Source organism: Paenibacillus gansuensis, from assembly GCF_042684925.1.
In the GTDB taxonomy this organism is placed as follows: Bacteria; Bacillota; Bacilli; order Paenibacillales; family DY6; genus Paenibacillus_N; species Paenibacillus_N gansuensis.
The window spans coordinates 189,516-207,496 of the sequence record NZ_JBHUME010000007.1; the positions used below are offsets into that span (position 1 = coordinate 189,516).

Below are 17,981 nucleotides of genomic sequence, written 5' to 3' on the forward strand. Positions count from 1 at the left end.
GACCAATATATGATGGAATCATAGAATGCTGCCGGAAAGGGGGTGATAGAGTTTTAGGATGTAAGGATCTGAGTTTCAACCATCATGCATAATCGAGAGGAGTTATTTGTGTGAAAAAGTGGTGCGGATTTCTGAGTACGGTGCTGTTGTCTGTCTGGTGCGGTTCCTTAGCTTCTGCTGCGACTTACGATGAAACGTATTATATTTTGCCTAACACCTGGCCTTCCCCTCCCCAACAGCGGATCAACACAGAATATAATGGAATTGTCAATTCCATCGGCCAGTCTCCCTATGTGAAGACAGGATTGAGCATACAGACTTCCTACTTAAGTTTGGACACCTTGTCGCATCAACAAAATTATAACTGGGATCCCAACTTCCTGGATCAACAGCTGAAATACGCTGAAACCAACCAGAAACCGGTGCTGATTCAACTGAACGCGGGAGGCTGGGCCGGTGATGCCGGACTGATGCATGCGCTGCAGGATGATACAAGAACTACGATGTGGGATACGAACAATTGGGATATGTTCCGCAGTATCGACCAGCACAACTATATGACGTATTCAAGAAAGAACCTGAAACATTATGCTTTCAAAAAGCGGAATCTCCAGCTGGCGGCCCAGCGGCTTGTCGAATGGAGGGCGGCTCACCCGGATCTGTTAGTAGGTGTGAGTCTGGATTCGGAAGATTGGCAATATGTGTGGGACGGCACCCGATATTCCGATTACAACCCGTTATCGATTTCGGAGTGGAAGGAATGGCTCACAGGTACGGGGATGTATGACCCGGTGAACGGAGCGTACAAAGGTGAAGCACGCAACCCAGTGTTCACGTCCATAGGCCAGTTTAATACGGCGATGGGAACCAGCTTCGCTTCCTGGAATGCGGTGGATCCCCCACGTACCCGTGCCGACGGGAATCCTTTCTGGGAAGAGTGGTCCAGATGGAGAACGATGCTGCTGAAGCATCATTTGCAGGATTTGACGAACTGGCTGATCGAGGCCGGGCTGCCGGCGAACCGCATTTTCTCGCATCAAAATCACATTACTTCGGGTTCGGACGGGTACTATTTAACGTCTTCGATTCTGACTACCGCCGACCTCTCTCCGGGATCTCTAGGTGTAACCTTGTATGGAGATGCAACCAAAGATACGGATTATATGAAACAGGTGCTGGGCTACAACAATAATTGGGGCGCACCGGAGTATAATCCCCAGCAGAAGACTGATAAAGCATACAATTACGACGGGCTGGTAAAAACCTATGAAGGCGGGGCGCACTACATTTCGCCGCTCAGCTGGAATGATCCTGTTACTTCCCCGTATGAGATCAAAAATACACAATTTGAAACGGCGATGCAGGAGTTCGTCGCTGCGTACGGCAATCAGCGCCGGCCGGCCCGTTTTGATATCAACTCACCAGGCACCCTGGTCTATGATTTAAAAGCCAATTTCTCACAGGCTGTCGTTTCCAATACGATTTCCGGCACGGCAGGTACTTATACGGTTGGCGGTACCGCTAAAGACGGGATCTTTCTCCATGCTCCTAACACGGGAGATGCAACGGCCGTTTATAGCAACGTCGCACTTCCTAACGTAACGAACGGTGAACGTCTGAATATCGCCATCCATAGCGGATTGGCGGACGGAGCAAACACCTCCGACGGGTACAAAGTGAAAGTGCTGGTGAACGGCACAGCTGTCTTTACCGGGGATTATTCCCAGCCGCACTATAGTTTATGGCATCGTTGGGAGCCTGCAATGATCGACGTTACCAACTATGCGGGTCAAACGGTTCAGATTACACTGGTCTCCAACAAAGGGAAATCTACCAGCAGTCATGACTGGGTCGTGTTCGGAACTCCTGCGATTTATAAAGGGACGCCTGACTATACCCCGCCAAGTGCCGTAGGAACCTTGACGGCAAGTACCGCAGGCAGTCATCGGATTGGATTAAGCTGGACTGCTATAGCGAATCAGGGTGTGGCAGAGTACAAAATATACAGGAGCACTTCTGCGGGCTTTACCCCGTCCGCGGCCAATTTCGTTGGATTCTCCAACCGGGCGGGCTACACCGACCGCGGACTGAACCCGTCCACAACCTATTATTACAAAGTGTCTGCTTTAGATGAAGCGGGAAATGAGGGCGCTTACTCCAGCCAAGCATCAGCAGCTACGGCCGCGAATTCGACTACGGCACCTCCACAGTTGACAGGCGTCTCTGCTGCATTAGATTCGTCTAGAGACTTTGTGACGCTGAACTGGAATGCTTCCTCAGCAGGGAACGTGAGGGAGTACCGGATTTACCGCAGCACAAAAAGTGTGTTCACTGCTGACAATACGCAGCAGATCGCAAACGTGCCTGCCGCATCGGGAACTTCTTACAAGGACTATTATTTATTCGACAACAAAACGTACTATTATCAGATCGCAGCCTGCGATGTGAATGATAATTGCAGTCCTGTCACTTCCGTGGTCTCCGTGCCGGTTGCCGGCAATTCAGCTGCCTGGTCTTTTAATACCAGCGGGAATTTCGAGGGCTGGACAGTGGCTAACGATGTATCGGGCTCGTCTGTAAACGGCCAGTTGAATTTTACGATTACAGGAAATGATCCTTACATTGTTTCACCGGCTCAGTTGAACCTTCGGGGCAAACGCAGCCACTATGTCCGTGTCGTGATGAAGAACAATACGGCGGGCACCTCAGCGCAGCTGTTCTGGACGACGGATCAAAATGCATCCTACAGCGGTAATCAGCAGCTTACGATTCCGATTGTCGCTAACGATACACAGTACCGTACTTATTGGTTCGACCTGGGGAATAACTATCAGTTTGCCGGTATACTCCAAAACCTGAGGTTGGATCTGAACGCTTCGTCAGGCACGGTAAACATCGATTCAATTGAAGTGATTGAAGGCCCGGATTTGCTTCCTTGGGAATTTAATCAGACCGGTAATACGGAAGGGTGGACAGCCGGTCCACAGATTTACTCGGCCGTGGTCAATGGTGGGGCACTCAAGCTTTCGATGACGAACCGGACTGCCCCTTACATTGAATCTCAAGGTAATCTGAAAATTCAGGCGAGAGCGAATCAAAGCATTCGCATGTATGCCAAGAATGCGACAAGCGCCTTCCAGGCTACGGTTCAATGGACTACAGAAACGGATTCGGCTTGGGATGCAAATAAGAGCTCTGTAATACAAATACAGCCTGGGGATACCGGGTTAACGGACTATGTGTTCCCTGTAGGGGCAAACGGAAACTGGTCTGGGACCATCAACAAGATTCGCATTTATCCTTTCAGCAGTGACGGCAGCACGGCCTTTACCGGCACGGTAGATATCGACCGCATAGCGGTTGCGGGCCATCTTCCCGTCAATGACGCCGTTCCTTTCGGCATCCCGGGCAATGGCAAAGTCGACCTGTACTGGGCTCAGAACCGCCGGGATACAGGAGCTAACGTGTACCGCAGCACAAGCTACAACGGCAATTATACGAAAATCAATACGAACCCGGTCAGCATGCATTTCGAAGATACCACGGCTGTCAACGGGCAGACTTACTATTACAAGATCCAATATACGAATTGGCTCGGATCCGGCATCGTCACACGCCCGACAGGTGCATTAAGGCCTGCTGCGGGAACTGTGACCCTGAAGGAGCCCAACTTTGTCAGCTATGTGGGCGGAGTCGGGAACTGGTATTTCGAAACGTATAACGGGACTTCTTACAGCCCCATGACTTATGTGCATGATCAAGCTTTCAACGATTACTGGTCGGGAGGAGGCGCCAAAATTTCTAGGGTATCATCCAATCCGGCTGTAGGCAGCGATGCGGTTCTGAAGTGGGTATCCCCAGTCACGGGAACGCTGACGATTACCGGCAGCCCGCAATATATTGTGAATGACCGGACCCAAGGGGACGGAGCGGATGTGAAAATTATGAAAAATGGTACCCAGCTATGGTCGGCTTCCTTAAATCCGTTTTCTTTTGCTGCGGAGTCTGCCGTACACAATGTGACTGTTTCGGTGAATCAGGGAGATGTGCTCTACTTCCATGTAAACGCCAAAAACGATGCGTTAAAAGAGTCGGTCTGGTGGAACCCGCAAATCAGCTACTAAGTCATAATCTATAGAAACAATACAAAAGGTTGCGGGATCGTATCCCGCAACCTTTCATTCCATGTATGGCTTCTTAGCAGATCTTGTCTTTTTGCCAGCGGATCGATTCATCAAAGGCAGTATACTCGAAATTCATCTTGTTCCAGTAATGCATCAGCTCGCTGCGGGTCCATCCTTCATAGAGCTCTTCCCAGGCAAAAGGCCCGTGAGGCAGCAGCGATGCGGATTCGATCGGTTCATGAGCCGGTTGGTAACGGAAGTCGCATGACAACCGGACCCGGCCCGGCATCCGGTTCGGCATCGATTTATGCACGGTATGGCTGTGGAACGTAATCACGTCCCCGGCCTGATACTCGCAGGTTTGCCATTCGTAGTCCAATCCGCACAGGATGGACTCCAGCCCGCCCGCTCCTGGTGCCGCCGTAACCCCCAGAAGTCCGGACTGTTGGCTTCCCTTGAGCATGGCCAATCCGCCGAGTTCACGGGGCACATCACCCAGAGGCACCCAGCAGGTCCACGTATGCTCCGTACCTTGAATATGCAGATAATCCTGATGGGAAGGGGTTACCTTTTGGTCCATGTGGGGCAGCATAACCCGCCCGATATTTCTCGGATGGACAAAAGGCTCGGCACCAAATAGATTGGTGTATAAACGAATCAGTGCAGGGCTGTGGGCTAAGGCGTGGAAACATTCGAGCTTTTGTACTCTATGGTAAATATCCAGAGGCACGCCCACGCCGTTCCATGCAATCTCTTCAGCCGTATAGCGGTGCACCTGATCGAGGTCTGCGGACCCTTCCATTAAAGGACGGCTGCGGTCCAGCAGATCATATTCATCAAGGATGTCCAAAATCGCCTTACGCACTTCCAATACCGCCTGCCGGTCAAGCAACCCCCGGAAGAACAGCATTCCGTCCTGTTTCGCTTGTTCCTGCAATGCCTGCTGGTCATTCAAAAGCGGAGTCGCGTCGGTTAATTCGGAGGATATCGGTTTCTTATCGTTGTCTTGTAACTGTTGGGCCATGGGTACTGCCTCCTTTTCATTGATTACCTTAAGCATAGTACGCCGCGCCGGATCCGTCTTTGCAGTTTCGGTGTTTGATTTGCACTTTACCGGAGTTTTTTCTCGAATAGGAGGGGCTTTTATGAAGCAATCAGGCAGCATGATCCAGACGTCGCAACCTAGGCTGCATTTCGTGAACAGGCTGTTCTGTACGCCGGGGGAAACGTTCGGGCCCAGAATCATTTGCGATCATCAGTTCATTTATGTGGAAAAAGGGCGCGGGACAGCCGAGATCATGGGAAATAAGTACACGGCCGAGCCAGGCTCGTTATTCTACTACGGTCCGGGAGAACCTCACCGGTTTGAGGCGGACGGGGAGGAACCTTTTGTATTGTACGGGCTGCATTTCAGTCCTGATTCCGTAGAGGGTGATGATTCTGCCGGCTCCGGATCACAGCAAGTGACGATCCTCCCTGCAGATTCGATGGACCGGCTGCATCCGGTTCCTTGCGCGGAGAAACGTTTGGATGGGATTCCGTACTGCAGCAATCCGGGGATGTGGCCAAAACCCTTGTTCGAGGAGATGGTAAAGGAATACCGGACGGGGGACAGCTATTCCGGCATCGTAATTTCTTGTCTGCTGCTTCAGTGGAAGGCTAAATTGTATCGCTGGCTGGAAGCAGCGGGTCCCCGTCCTTTCCCGCAGAAGGAGGAGGCGGCATGGATCCGGCATCAGCTGGAACGGCATGCCTATGAAACATATCTGCCCGGTTGGTTGGAGGAATGGACACCGTACGGCCATGACTATGCCTCACGGATGTTCCGTAGAGCATATGGCATTTCGCCCCATGCCTATCACTTGCAGTGCAAATTGCAGCAGGCTGAACTGCTGCTGCAGGAGACCGATCTCACGGTAACAGAAATCTCAGAGAAGTTGAACTACGGCAGCGTTCACTACTTTTCCCGCTGGTTCAAGCAGCAGACGGGGGAGCAGCCGACACGCTACCGGCAGCTGAAACGATGGATTTAGCGGAAGGGCTGCTTCTTTCTGAATTGGGAAGGGGATTGTCCGTACATTAGTTTGAATTGCTTGTTGAAAAAGCTGACATCTTCGAACCCGACCTCGCTGGAAATGTCCGTCATTTTCATGTCCGTATCGGTAATCAGCCGGAGGGCTTGGGAAAGGCGGATGTCGTTGCGGTATTCAATCATCGTTTTGCCGGCGTGTTTCTTGAACTTCGCGGAAAAAGAAGCCGCACTCATCCCGCAAAGCCTGCTGACCTGATCCAGCGACAACGGTTGGGCGTAGTGTTTGTGAATGAAAGCGCAGACTGAATCCATTAGGCGATGGTCGCGGGACAGCATCGTTTGGGGGCCGTTCTTTTGCTCGTAACACCGGGTCAGGAAAATAAATAAAGTCACAAGCTGTGACTTAATCGCCAGAGAGTATCCGACGGGCTGGTCGCGGTATTCTTCCGATATGCGCTTTAGCTGTTCCTTTAGATAGATTTGCTGGGTATATTCCAGGTTTAGAAAGGTTTTGAATTGAAAGGTGCCCCGGAGCATCGGTTCCACAAAGTAAAACTCAATAAACGAACTTAACTTGGAGAGCGACTGGATTTCCTGCTGCAAAAAAGCGGGGCCGATCAGCAGATTATGGACAATCAGAGGTTCGGAGGAATCGACGTAGTACGCATGCTCCACGTCCGGTTCGATCATGAACACATCTCCGGCGCTGATCCGGCTGGTGTTTCCTTTATAGCTGTGCCGGCCGCTGCCTTCTTCAATATAGACCAGCTCAATGAACTCATGGGAGTGGGGCGTAACGGTAACATGGGGAGATAGTATAACCCGGTCGCAGTGAAATTGAAGACCCGCAGTGGGGAAGTAATCTGTGTTTCTAAGTTTATGCAAGGCCGATCCCTCCGGCAGCGGTATTTTCCTGATTGTAATACAGCTGCCGGAGTGGTGTAAACTGGAACGGCTTTAAGTTTATCAGAATATATAAGTTTTTCCGCTAGCCTATTCATCTTGCGTCGGGTAAGGTAACCGATTACGCTAGCCTGCTGTGTAATTACTCTATTTCCGGAAATTTGGAGTGTATTGCAGAAATTTCGACGATGAATTACCTTGTCGTGCTGTGACAGGTGCTCTACAAGGAAAATGGCAGTCGTACCTTTGCTGGTTTTCTCTGGATCCAGGCAAATAGCGAAAACAGGCAACAATACAAGGAAATTCATTTCCTGCCACCTGCGTTGTCCCGGAAACGAAAACGGGCTTCGAGAAACCTTGTTAGCCAAGGACGCCGTCAGGCGTTTTTCTCATTTTTTGGCCAGCAGCGGGAACAGCGGTCCCTTGATGGGTTCGCCCACAACCAGTCCTATATCGTTCGTCATCTGGTGAGGCTGGCCGCTGTAGGTGGTGCCGTCCGGCATGTAGATGATCGCCAGTACGCGTCTTGGGCGGTCCGTCAGATTCGCATGCGCGTAGTGAAACGTCAGGCCGTTATGGAACGTGCAGCTGCCTGCCTTGAGCGGAACTTTGACCGGTTTATCTTTCTCCATGTCCTTCATGTCAGCAATCTCGAACAGGTCCTGCGGATTTAGAAAATCGATCCCCGTCAGTTTCCCTTTCTTCTGCGACTCCGGCACGAACATCATGCACCCGTTATTCTCATCCACATCGTCTACTGGAATCCAGATCGACAAGGCGCCGGGCTCGTTCATCGGCCAGTAGGGGAAATCCTGATGCCAGGGGGTAGGTTTGGAATCCTGGGGCATTTTCCACAGCGCATGGTCATGGAATAAGCGGATGCCTTCCGCACCTGTGAGCTCTAACGCCATCCGTGCGAGCTTAGAGTGAAACGAGAATTGCGCCATGCCCCCATGGTCTCTCCACACATTGACCTTCTGGTTCAGCACTCTATAGTAACTTCCGCCAGGGGCGTCCTGGTTCACTGCATGTTCATTTTTCTGCACCATCGCCTCTTCCATATACGAAGCAAGCTCCCTCACTTCTTCCGGTGTCAGCACATCGTCGATCTGCACAAATCCGTACTCCCGGTAAGCCTCCACAGTCTCTTTGCTCAATACATTCATGTTCAACAGTCCTTTCAGGTGATGTTCGATCTGCCCCCAATGTAGCACGGACGGACGTGCCGGTTCTTGGCGTATTTTCTAAAGAGTATGGCTGATTTTCTATTCAAAAGAGACACGGCAAGAAAGTATCCGAAGGTAAAAATATTGTTCTTACCGCCCTCCGGCAACTGTCTTAAGATGAAATGGACACTACTTACAGGGGGTACGCAGAGTGGAACAGGAACTGACAAGAGAACAAATTCAATGGGAGCGCATGCTTCCGGCCGAATTCAGGCAGGCGCAGGCGAAACTGCCCGTATTGTTTCTGCCTCTCGGCACCGTGGAATGGCATGGGGAACATAATGCGCTCGGGCTCGATTCGCTTAAGGCGCATGAGCTGTTGGTGCGCACCGCACGCAAAGCGGGAGGCGGCGTGGTCCATCCTCCGTTGTACGGGGGCATGGGCGGATTGGACAAACCTGCAACGGTCATTATCGAGGGCGAATACGACTGGGACAATGTTATGCTTCGCCCTTGGATCGAGAAGCTGTGCGAAGAAGCGGTCCGAAACGGGTTTAAAGCAATTATTATCGTCACCGGACATTATGGTCACAACCAGCAGATTGTGGTACGCGAGGCGGCCGTGCGCATGACGGAGCGGCTGCAGGTGCCTGTCCTGGGCGTTCCGGAATATTGGCTGGCGTTGGATGCAGGGTACTGGGGAGATCACGCAGGCATCGGCGAAACGTCCCTGTTATGGCATCTGCATCCGGACTTGGTAGCTATGGACCGGATTAAAGAGGACCCGGACTATGGGGTTACGGACGAGATCGAAAAAGGATCGTCCCCCGAACTCGGCGAGAGATATGCGGAGCTGATCACCGACAGGCTGGCCGCTTTAGCAGGACAGATGCTGCAATGGGATGAAGCGACAAGGGAAGCCTACGCGGACAGCGAGCGTACGATTCTCCGCATGCAGCTGAAAGGCTGGAGGCAGGTCGGGCCTTGGGAGTTCTGGAGACATATGGCGTATACCGGGATGGCCGAGTACGGCAAGCTTTTGCTAGAGAATAAATTCAGTGAAATTGCAAGGCGGGCTAAGCTTCATAGGGAGCAGCCTGTCGCTGAGGGGACGGAGTCACCATGAATCCGGAAGCAAGCTGGATCTGGCATGAGAGCCTCTCGACGTTAACCAACAGCTACGTGGATTTCCGCAAGGCTTTTCAAGTGAGCAAAGTAACTGATGCCAAGCTTCACATCTCAGCCTCTCAGGAATATCTGCTTTATGTAAACGGGCACTTGATCGGACGGGGCCCCAACCCTTGTTCGCCGGAGTGGCAGTATTACGATTCGTATGATGTGACGGAATTTCTGCAGCCCGGCATCAATTGCATCGCAGCCGTAGGGTACCGGTTCGGAGAGAAGGACATTGTGATTGAACAGATGCAGGGCGAGGCCGGTCTGATCGTGAGTTTTGATATGGCAGGCAGCCCTTTGGTTACGGACACATCATGGAAATGCAGAATTTCACCGCGGTACGAAACCCGGACGATGCGCATCAGCCGCTGGGGCGGATTTAACGAGATTTATGCAGCGGACCGGGAAGACGGCTGGGAACAGCCCGAATACGATGATTCTGCTTGGGCGCCGGCGGTCATCGCTGCGGCTGCGAACGATCCGGCAGGCCCATGGCCGCGGCTTTTGGAGAGGGAAATCCCTTTTTTGCACAAAGAGTGGGTATCTCCTAAAGCGGTGGTTCGGACGGAAAGGAATTACGGCAGACTGGACGCTGTGCAGGAAGCTTCCTATGAATCTGCCGTTGCCTTCCCGATTCGGATTGATGCTTCTGTTCCGGGATCTTTGCCCGGCATCGTCTACGATTTTGCAACCGAAGTAGTCGGACGCCCTGAACTGCGCATCGATGCACCTGAGGGCGGTGTGGTCCGTCTCGCTTACGGCGAGTCGCTGGAACTGCAGTACGTCGATACCTTTTTATTGAAAAAAGGGCTGAACGTGCTTCAGCCTTACGGCCGCAGGGCATGCCGGTATGTGCAGCTGACGTTGATGGCAACCCCGCAGCCGGTGGAGCTGCTAATGTTCCGCTTTGAGAATCAGCACTATGATTTTCCGGAGGCGGGCACGTTCCGGACGTCGGATCCGCTCTTGGACCGCATATGGGACATCAGCCGGATCACGACGGTCATGAACAGCCAGGACCATCTCGAGGACTGCCCTTGGCGGGAAAAGGCGCTGTGGGTAGCCGATGCCGTAGTGATGGGCAAAGTGATCTATCATATGTACGGTGAAACGAAGCTGCTCCGCAAATGCCTGCTGCAGGGGGCGCGCATTCAGCAAGAGGAAGGGTGGATTCCCGGTACCGGTCCGGAAACGAACAAGATGCTGCTTCCGGACTTCAACGGACATTGGCTGATCGGCGTGTATGAGTACTATATGTACACGCAGGACCGTGCTTTTCTCGAGCAGATTTGGACGAATCTCGTACGCGTCTTACAGTGGTTCGACGCACAGGCCGATGAGACGGGATTGTTCGCCGATGCGGCGCGCCCCGGTTTCTTCTGCTTTATCGACTGGACGGAGCACCTCGACCGGAGGGATAAGGTTACGGCCATCTCCTGTATCTACTACAAAGCCTTGCGGTGCATGGTTCTGCTGGCTGAAGCGCTCGGCTTGACGGAATATGCGGAGGAGCTGCGGAATAAGTCGGAGGCACTTCAACTTGCGATTAGAACCAATCTATGGATTGAAGAGCAGGGTGCTTATGCAGACTGTATGGACGGAAGCCAGCTTTCGGAGCACGTCTCGCTGCAAACCAATTTCCTGGCGATTTGGGCGAACCTGATGACGGAGGAGCAGGCTGACCGGTTCCTTACTGACTATTACGACACGGGTAAAGCAGCTGAAGTGAAAGGAGCCTTCTTCCAGCATATCGTCCTGGAAGTGTTCCTGAAGCTGAACCGCCGCAAGGAAGCTGCCGGTCTGATCCGCAATTACTGGGGCGGCATGGTGGCGCGGGGAGCGGTGACCTGGTGGGAGACGTACGATCACGCCAGTCCCTTCTGCGTGACTCCGAGTACTTACCAGGGCAATGTGCCGACCTATTTGTGGGAAGAACCGCGTGTCAGTATGTGCCATGGATGGGGAGCTTCGCCCGGCTATATTCTGTATCAGCTGATACTGGGCGTTAACGTCATGGAACAAGGGCACGGGCGTCTGAAGGTTACAGTCCCTTTCCAGACTGTCCAATGGGCGGAAGGCAGGCTTCCGACGAAGCACGGCTGGGTGGAAATGCAATGGAAAGAAAGCAACGGAACAGTGGAAGGCTTGCTCCGGTATCCGGATTCTCTGGAGCTGGTGCTGGAAGACGGCTATCCGGAAAGCATCCGCATCGAGGCCTATCCGGTCCAGGATAAACTCGGCATAGGCGGAACAAATGGAGGAATGAGACATGAATAACACGAAAGAGCAGTTGGCTTCCTTTATAGCACAAACCCCAATATTCAGTACACACGAACACCACAGGGATGACGATTTCTACGCAGACATGTCCCTGAATACGCTGTTCTCTTGCTCTTATGTAGGATGGTATACCGCTCCGCCGGCCCCTGAAGCCGGCGCTCGTGCGGCTTGGCTGGAGAAGATCCGTTGCAATTCCTATTTTGTCTGGTTGGAGAAATCTGTTTGTTCCATTTACGGGGAGGAGGAAATTACGCCTGATAATTGGGACAGCCTTTCCGAGAAGATCCGCCGGGCCCATCAGGAGCCGGGATACCATATCCGCCTCCTGCAGGAGAAGGCAGGGTACATCCGCTTTTTGGAAGACTGCTATTGGAATACGGGGAGCGATGTAGGCTACCCGGATATGGTCACGGCTGTATATCGGCTGGACATGTGGATGCAGGGCTTCCACCCGGAATCGGTCGATCATGACGGATGCAATCCGCATGCCAATGCAGGGTATGTAATCCCAGATTTGGATACCTATCTGGGGCTGTTAAGGGAGGAACTTGTCCGGCGCAGGCCTTCGATCGCAGGATTGAAATGCGCATCGGCTTACCAGCGCACGATCCGCTTTCAGACCGTAACCCGCGAACAAGCGGAAGCGCTGTACCTGAAGCATCCGTCGGAGCTGAGCCAAGAGGAGCAGAACCGCTTCGGCGATTATATACTCGACGCGGCATGCCGGATCGCGGAAGAGCTGGATCTGCCCATTCAGATTCATACCGGATTAGCGCTGCTTGAAGGTTCCAATCCGCTGAATTTGGAAGGGCTCATCGCTTCGCATCCGGGAAACAAGTTTGTTTTGTTCCACGGCGGATTTCCCTGGATTCATGAGACGGCGGGACTGGCGCACAACTATCAGAACGTCCTGATCGACATCAACTGGCTGCCTTTGATCTCTACTTCCGCGGCCGTTCAGGCGCTGCACATGTACATTGAAGTGCTGCCTAACATTCATACGCTGGCCTGGGGCGGCGATACCTGGACCTCCGAGGAAGCGGTGGGGGCATCGATGGCATTCCGCCATGTGCTTACGCGCGTGCTGTCGGAGAAGGTGGACCAAGGCTACTTCACGTTGAAACAAGCGGAACAATTGGCGGAGAAAATCATGTACAAGAATGCCCAGAACATTTATAACATCATCCCTGTGCAAACAAGGTAAACGGCACAGCCGTGACGTTTATGAACAAGAAAGGAAGTGCAGCAAAGAATGACTCTCGTTCAGGAAAACACCAAATGGATGGTGGCCCATCAGGGCATGCATCTGGAATTCGCCCAGCACGGAGATACGCTCGTGCAGACAGCCCTAAATACTTCTGAAAACAGGAAAGACCGGGTTGCTCCCATATCACTTCCCAATTTTCAGTTGGGTCTGACAGGAAAGCCGAGAGGGGTGTTCCCTGTACCGCTTGGAGGGATGACCTCCATACCTGCCGAATGTACTCTGCTAAGCAAAGAACAACGGGAAGACGGGTTGCTGCTTACCTACCTGCATGCAGCCTATAACTTACAGATTCAAGTCCGGATGACGTTCATTCCGGGAGCGAATGTGATCCGGCAAACGACAACGGTCGTGAATACGGGCACCGAACCGGTGTTGATGAACCACCTCTCCTCGATGAGCCTGAGCGGCATCGCCACGGACGGCGTCAGGCACTGGCAGGATCCCAAAAAAATCAGGGTCCACTATGCGATGCAGACATGGCACGGGGAAGGGCAATGGCGTACGGGGAACCTGGAGGATCTCGGCCTGTATCACGGTTCGCCGCACCCGCCGTCCAATACGATCCGGTTCTCCTCTGTAGGCAGTTTCAGTACGGCCAAATACCTGCCGATGCTGGTTCTGGAAGATATGGAAACAGGGAAGGTATGGTATTTCCAGGTGGAGACCTCGACTTCGTGGAACATCGAGATCGGCTTCCGCGGTTCTTGGAACGATGACAGCGGTTGTTTATACGTTCACACGGATGCCGGCAGCGAGAGATTCGGCGGCTGGAAGAAACAGCTGCTGCCGGGGGAAAGCTACACCTCCGTTCCGACGGCTTACGGCTGCTCGGAAGGCGGTTTTAACGAAGCGGTCAGCCAACTGACAAGCTACCGCAGAAGCACGCTGAAACCGGCGCCGGCTTGGGAAGGCGAGTTCCCGCTCGTTTACAACGATTTCATGAACGGCATCTGGGGCCTGCCTACCCGGGAAAGGCTGATTCCTCTAATCGATGCGGCTGCCGAGGCGGGAGCCGAATGCTTCTGCATCGATGCGGGATGGTTCATGGAGCATACGGAAGTGCCCGTACAGAAATTAGGCGACTGGCTGCCGGTGGATGAACGCTTCGGCGAGGGCGGACTGCAGGGGATTCTGGATTATATCGCCTCCCGAGGGATGATGCCGGGGATTTGGCTTGAAATCGAAATGTGCCATGAGGAATCTTCGATCGCCGCCAAGGATAAGGACTGGTATCTCTATCGGAACGGCGTTAGAATCGGCGGGCCGGACCGCGTGTTCCTTAACTTCTCGAACCCGGAGGTCTGCGCCTACTTCGAGGCTCTGATCGATCGCCTGACTGGGATGGGGGTCCGTTTCATCAAGAATGACTACAACGATTTCATTCCTGTTGCCGACAGCCCGGATGGAGTCTCGGTGGACGACCTCCGAAGAAACGCAGACGCTTTCTATGCATTTATCGATGGCATCCGGCGCAGGCATCCGCAGCTGATTCTGGAGAACTGCGGATCCGGAGGCATGAGGGAAGACTACGCCGCCCTTTCCCATTTTCACCTGCAGAGCACAAGCGACCAGGAATTCTACTATAACTATCCCTCGATTCTGCAAGGTTCGCTCGCCGCGATTCTTCCGGAACAGGCCGGCATCTGGGCCTACCCGTACCCGCTTGCGTTTCTGGAGCAGAATACACCGGGAGTCGTGCTCAGCGAATCGTTTCAGGCCAAGATGAAAGACGGGGAAGAAACGGTGTTCAACATGATCAACGGGTTATGCGGCAATATGTATCTCGCCGGGCACCTTTATGCTGCGGACAGCTGGAATATGGCGCTGATTCAACAAGCCACGGCTCTTTATAAACAAGAGAGAGGCCACATCCGCCGTTCCGTGCCGGTTTACCCTACCGGCCTGCTGAAATTGAAAGAACAGCAAGCTTGGGGATCTATAGGCTTATGGCACAAGGATCAGAACCGCATGCTGCTGGCCGTATGGAGGCTGGGATCCGCCGAGGACCGGTTTGAAGTGCCGCTGAACGACTGGTTCTCGGGTGAAACGTCGATCCGGCAGCTGTACCCGCAAGAAGATGTTTTCCAAGCTCCGTTCTATTACAGCAAGTCTGCAGGGAAGCTTACAGTCCATTTTTCTAAACCGTATACAGCCCGTTTCTATGAAGTGACAGGAAGAGTGCAATAAAACGCCGCAACCGCAAAATATTATTCTATTAACCCAACATCGGCTCCGTTATCATGAAGAAGTAGACCAATATTGCATTAGAGAGGGGTTTCTAACGCATGAAGAAGACAGCTTGGGTAAAGAAGGCAGCGGTCCTTGCTGCCATCGCGTCGCTGACACTGACAGCGGCTTGTGGAAACGCAAATAACACAGCAAGTGAGAACGGGAAGAACAACACACCTGCACCGCAGGAAGAGAAACCGGCCGTGGAGGTAAAGATCGATCCGCTCGGCAAGTACGAAACACCGGTCAAGATGACGGTGTGGTCCGGCGTAAATGACATTATGAAATTCGCTCCAGGGGAAAGCATCGACGACAATCTGCACACCCGTTACATGAAAGAGTTCCTGAATATCGAATTCTCGAATAAATGGGTGGCGGACGGCGCCAAAATCAACGAGAAAGTAAATCTGGACATCGCCTCCAATGATATTCCAGACGCTACACAGGTGACCTTGGACCAGCTGAGCAAGCTGATCAAGAACGACCAGGTAGAAGACTTGACGGAAGCTTGGGAAAAGTATGCTACTCCTGAATTGAAAGCGAATATGGGATTCCAGGACAACGCTGCTTTCGTGCCTGCAACCAAGAATGGCAAAATCTACGGTATTCCGCTTCCTTACGATATGGGGAACTCCGTATCCTTGATGTATGTGCGTAAAGACTGGCTTGAGAAAGTCGGCATGAAAATGCCAACGACCATCGATGAGCTGGTAGCGGTGGCCAAAGCGTTTGTTGAGCAGGATCCGGACGGCAACGGAAAGAAAGACACGTACGCCATCGGGATGGATAAAGGCAACGAAGCAGGCGGTCCCGCCACGCTTCCGGGAACGACGACGCTGGACGCGATCGCGGCAGGCATGGGCGTTTACCCTGGCCTTTGGGTGAAGGACGAGAACGGCAACGCCCGTTATGACAGCCTGAATCCGAAAATGAAAGATGTATTAACGAAAATGCAGGAGCTTTACAAAATGGGAGCGTTCGATCCGGAATTCGCGGTCAAAGACCTTCCGAAGGTGGGGCAGTCCATTGCAGAAGGTAAAATCGGTATCGTCTTCGGACCGTTCTACTACCCGATCTGGCCTTTGAAAGATTCCCTGACGAACAATCCGAAAGCCGACTGGGACGTGGCGCTGACGCCTACCCTGGACGGAAGCAAAGTCGTGCCGAAGGCGCTGCCTTTTGCAAACAACTGGATCGTGGTCCGTAAAGGTTATGAGCATCCGGAAGCGCTGATCAAGGCGATGAACGTAACTCAAATGATGCAGGACAACACAGGCGAACCGGGCAAGTTCTGGAAGGAAGCCGGAAAAGGCGTCTACAAAGATATGAGCGCTCACCAGTACATGAAACCGTACACGTTCGATTCTCCGGTCCGCAACATCCAGACGGGTAAAGAAATCAAAGCTGCGATCGACGAAAAGGACGAATCCAAGCTGGTCAGCTCGGCAGCCATCGAGAATTATAAGAACAATGTCATGGCCGCTGACAAAAATACCGCGTGGGCGTTCCGCAAAGTATTCTACGATGCCGAGTATTTGCTGGGCCAATACGATAAGCTGCAGTACTCGCTGTTCTTTGATGCACCTACACCGGAAATGCAAGCCAAGAGTTCGGCTTTGAACAAGCTGGAATTCGAAACGCTGACCAAAATCATCATGGGCGCCGTGCCTGTCAGCGAGTTCGACAACTTCGCGAAGAAATACAACGATTTGGGCGGAGCCAAGATTGCTGAAGAAGTTAACGAATGGATGAAGACACATTAACATGAATTCACTTGGGTACGGGGCTGTGCGGCTGCTGCCGCACAGCCTTGCCCCATACTACAGGAGAGATTGCCGATGCTGAGAACGGTACGGGAGACGGCGCCACCGCGCGCAACCAAGCGGCCGAGAAGAGGGCTGCTGCTGCATAGAACATGGCCGCTCCATCTAATGATGCTTCCGGGCATCGTATTCCTGATCATTTTCAATTACATTCCTATGGTGGGCATCTCCATCGCATTTCAGGATTACAATCCGACAAAAGGATTTTTCGGTTCCGAATGGGTCGGACTGCGATATTTCAAGTTCATGCTGGAACTTCCGGATACGTCGGCGGTCGTTCGTAACACGCTAATTATCGCAGGATTAAAGATTTTTTTCGGTTTTCTCATTCCGATCCTGTTCGCCTTGCTGCTGAATGAAGTTCGGCAGGCGATGGTGAAGCGGATGGTCCAGACGATGGTGTACTTCCCTCATTTTCTGTCCTGGGTTATTTTAGGAGGTATTTTGATCGATATCCTGTCCATGCAGGGAGGGGCCGTCAATCAAATCTTGTCATGGTTCTCTATCGATCCGGTCTTTTTTCTCGGAGATCCGCAGTGGTTCCGGGCAGTGCTGATCAGTACGGACGTATGGAAAGAATTCGGATTTTCCACCATCATTTATTTGGCCGCCCTAAGCGGGATCAATCCCCAATTGTATGAAGCAGCCGTAATCGACGGGGCCAATCGTTGGAAGCAAACGTTGAACATCACGATTCCGGGCATTCTGCCTGTGGCCGTCCTGATGGCCACGCTGAGCATCGGGGGCATCTTGAATGCCGGATTCGATCAGATATTTAACCTGTATAACGCGCTGGTTTACGACACCGGAGATATTATTGACACTTTTGTCTACCGAATCGGGCTCGTAGATGCCCAATATAGTTTAGCGACAGCGGTAGGGCTGTTCAAGTCCGTGGTCAGTCTGATTCTCATTTCCGTTTCCTATGCGCTGGCCTACCGGTTTGCGAACTACCGGATTTTCTAGAAAGGAGGCGCCCTC

General features: G+C 52.6%; 11 protein-coding genes. 8 read left to right on the forward strand and 3 right to left on the reverse strand.

Annotated features, from left to right (window positions below; translation table 11 throughout):
* The first annotated feature begins 110 nt into the window (after positions 1-110).
* Positions 111-4,124: a fibronectin type III domain-containing protein gene (locus ACFSUF_RS08585; protein ID WP_377602080.1), complete on the forward strand. Its 4,014-nt coding sequence runs from the start codon at positions 111-113 to the stop codon at positions 4,122-4,124.
* A 73-nt stretch (positions 4,125-4,197) separates the two neighbouring features.
* Here the strand turns inward: ACFSUF_RS08585 and ACFSUF_RS08590 are convergent, their stop codons facing one another.
* On the reverse strand, positions 4,198-5,148 hold the full coding sequence (locus tag ACFSUF_RS08590) for a phytanoyl-CoA dioxygenase family protein (protein ID WP_377602081.1): 951 nt from the start codon (positions 5,146-5,148) through the stop codon (positions 4,198-4,200).
* Between the two features lie 121 nt (positions 5,149-5,269).
* Here ACFSUF_RS08590 and ACFSUF_RS08595 point away from each other — a divergent pair, with 121 nt between their 5' ends.
* Positions 5,270-6,157: a helix-turn-helix domain-containing protein gene (locus tag ACFSUF_RS08595; protein ID WP_377602083.1), complete on the forward strand. Its 888-nt coding sequence runs from the start codon at positions 5,270-5,272 to the stop codon at positions 6,155-6,157.
* On the opposite strand, the gene ACFSUF_RS08600 is transcribed toward ACFSUF_RS08595, so the two are convergent.
* Positions 6,154-7,041 (reverse strand): AraC family transcriptional regulator, encoded by an 888-nt coding sequence (locus tag ACFSUF_RS08600; RefSeq protein WP_377602085.1) that lies wholly within the window; start codon positions 7,039-7,041, stop codon positions 6,154-6,156. The two genes, ACFSUF_RS08595 and ACFSUF_RS08600, sit on opposite strands and share 4 nt — an antisense overlap.
* Positions 7,042-7,448: 407 nt before the next feature.
* Positions 7,449-8,225 carry a phytanoyl-CoA dioxygenase family protein gene (locus ACFSUF_RS08605; RefSeq protein WP_377602087.1) on the reverse strand — a complete coding sequence of 259 codons (777 nt, stop codon included), beginning with the start codon at positions 8,223-8,225 and terminating at the stop codon, positions 7,449-7,451.
* 211 nt (positions 8,226-8,436) lie between these two features.
* On the opposite strand from ACFSUF_RS08605, the gene ACFSUF_RS08610 reads away from it, so the two are divergent.
* The 6 genes from ACFSUF_RS08610 (at position 8,437) to ACFSUF_RS08635 (ending at position 17,966) form a co-directional block, all read left to right on the forward strand.
* Positions 8,437-9,351 (forward strand): creatininase family protein, encoded by a 915-nt coding sequence (locus ACFSUF_RS08610; protein ID WP_377602089.1) that lies wholly within the window; start codon positions 8,437-8,439, stop codon positions 9,349-9,351.
* Positions 9,348-11,678 (forward strand): alpha-L-rhamnosidase-related protein, encoded by a 2,331-nt coding sequence (locus ACFSUF_RS08615; RefSeq protein WP_377602091.1) that lies wholly within the window; start codon positions 9,348-9,350, stop codon positions 11,676-11,678. The genes ACFSUF_RS08610 and ACFSUF_RS08615 overlap by 4 nt, the downstream gene beginning before the upstream one ends.
* Positions 11,671-12,885: an amidohydrolase family protein gene (locus ACFSUF_RS08620; RefSeq protein WP_377602093.1), complete on the forward strand. Its 1,215-nt coding sequence runs from the start codon at positions 11,671-11,673 to the stop codon at positions 12,883-12,885. The genes ACFSUF_RS08615 and ACFSUF_RS08620 overlap by 8 nt, the downstream gene beginning before the upstream one ends.
* Positions 12,886-12,933: 48 nt before the next feature.
* A complete protein-coding gene (locus ACFSUF_RS08625; protein ID WP_377602095.1) occupies positions 12,934-15,135 on the forward strand; it encodes a glycoside hydrolase family 36 protein in 2,202 nt (733 codons plus the stop codon).
* A gap of 98 nt (positions 15,136-15,233) precedes the next feature.
* Entirely contained in the window at positions 15,234-16,940 is a 1,707-nt protein-coding gene (locus ACFSUF_RS08630; protein WP_377602096.1) for a hypothetical protein, read from the forward strand.
* Between the two features lie 168 nt (positions 16,941-17,108).
* A complete protein-coding gene (locus tag ACFSUF_RS08635) occupies positions 17,109-17,966 on the forward strand; it encodes an ABC transporter permease (RefSeq protein WP_377603131.1) in 858 nt (285 codons plus the stop codon).
* Positions 17,967-17,981 lie beyond the last annotated feature (15 nt).

Bases quoted from the DNA above. Each gene is read 5' to 3' on its own strand.
- ACFSUF_RS08590 (WP_377602081.1), bottom strand. From the start codon at position 5,148: ATGGCCCAACAGTTACAAGACAACGATAAGAAACCGATATCCTCCGAA.
- ACFSUF_RS08595 (WP_377602083.1), top strand. From the start codon at position 5,270: ATGAAGCAATCAGGCAGCATGATCCAGACGTCGCAACCTAGGCTGCAT.
- ACFSUF_RS08615 (WP_377602091.1), top strand. From the start codon at position 9,348: ATGAATCCGGAAGCAAGCTGGATCTGGCATGAGAGCCTCTCGACGTTA.
- ACFSUF_RS08625 (WP_377602095.1), top strand. From the start codon at position 12,934: ATGACTCTCGTTCAGGAAAACACCAAATGGATGGTGGCCCATCAGGGC.
- ACFSUF_RS08605 (WP_377602087.1), bottom strand. From the start codon at position 8,225: ATGAATGTATTGAGCAAAGAGACTGTGGAGGCTTACCGGGAGTACGGA.
- ACFSUF_RS08635 (WP_377603131.1), top strand. From the start codon at position 17,109: ATGATGCTTCCGGGCATCGTATTCCTGATCATTTTCAATTACATTCCT.
- ACFSUF_RS08630 (WP_377602096.1), top strand. From the start codon at position 15,234: ATGAAGAAGACAGCTTGGGTAAAGAAGGCAGCGGTCCTTGCTGCCATC.
- ACFSUF_RS08620 (WP_377602093.1), top strand. From the start codon at position 11,671: ATGAATAACACGAAAGAGCAGTTGGCTTCCTTTATAGCACAAACCCCA.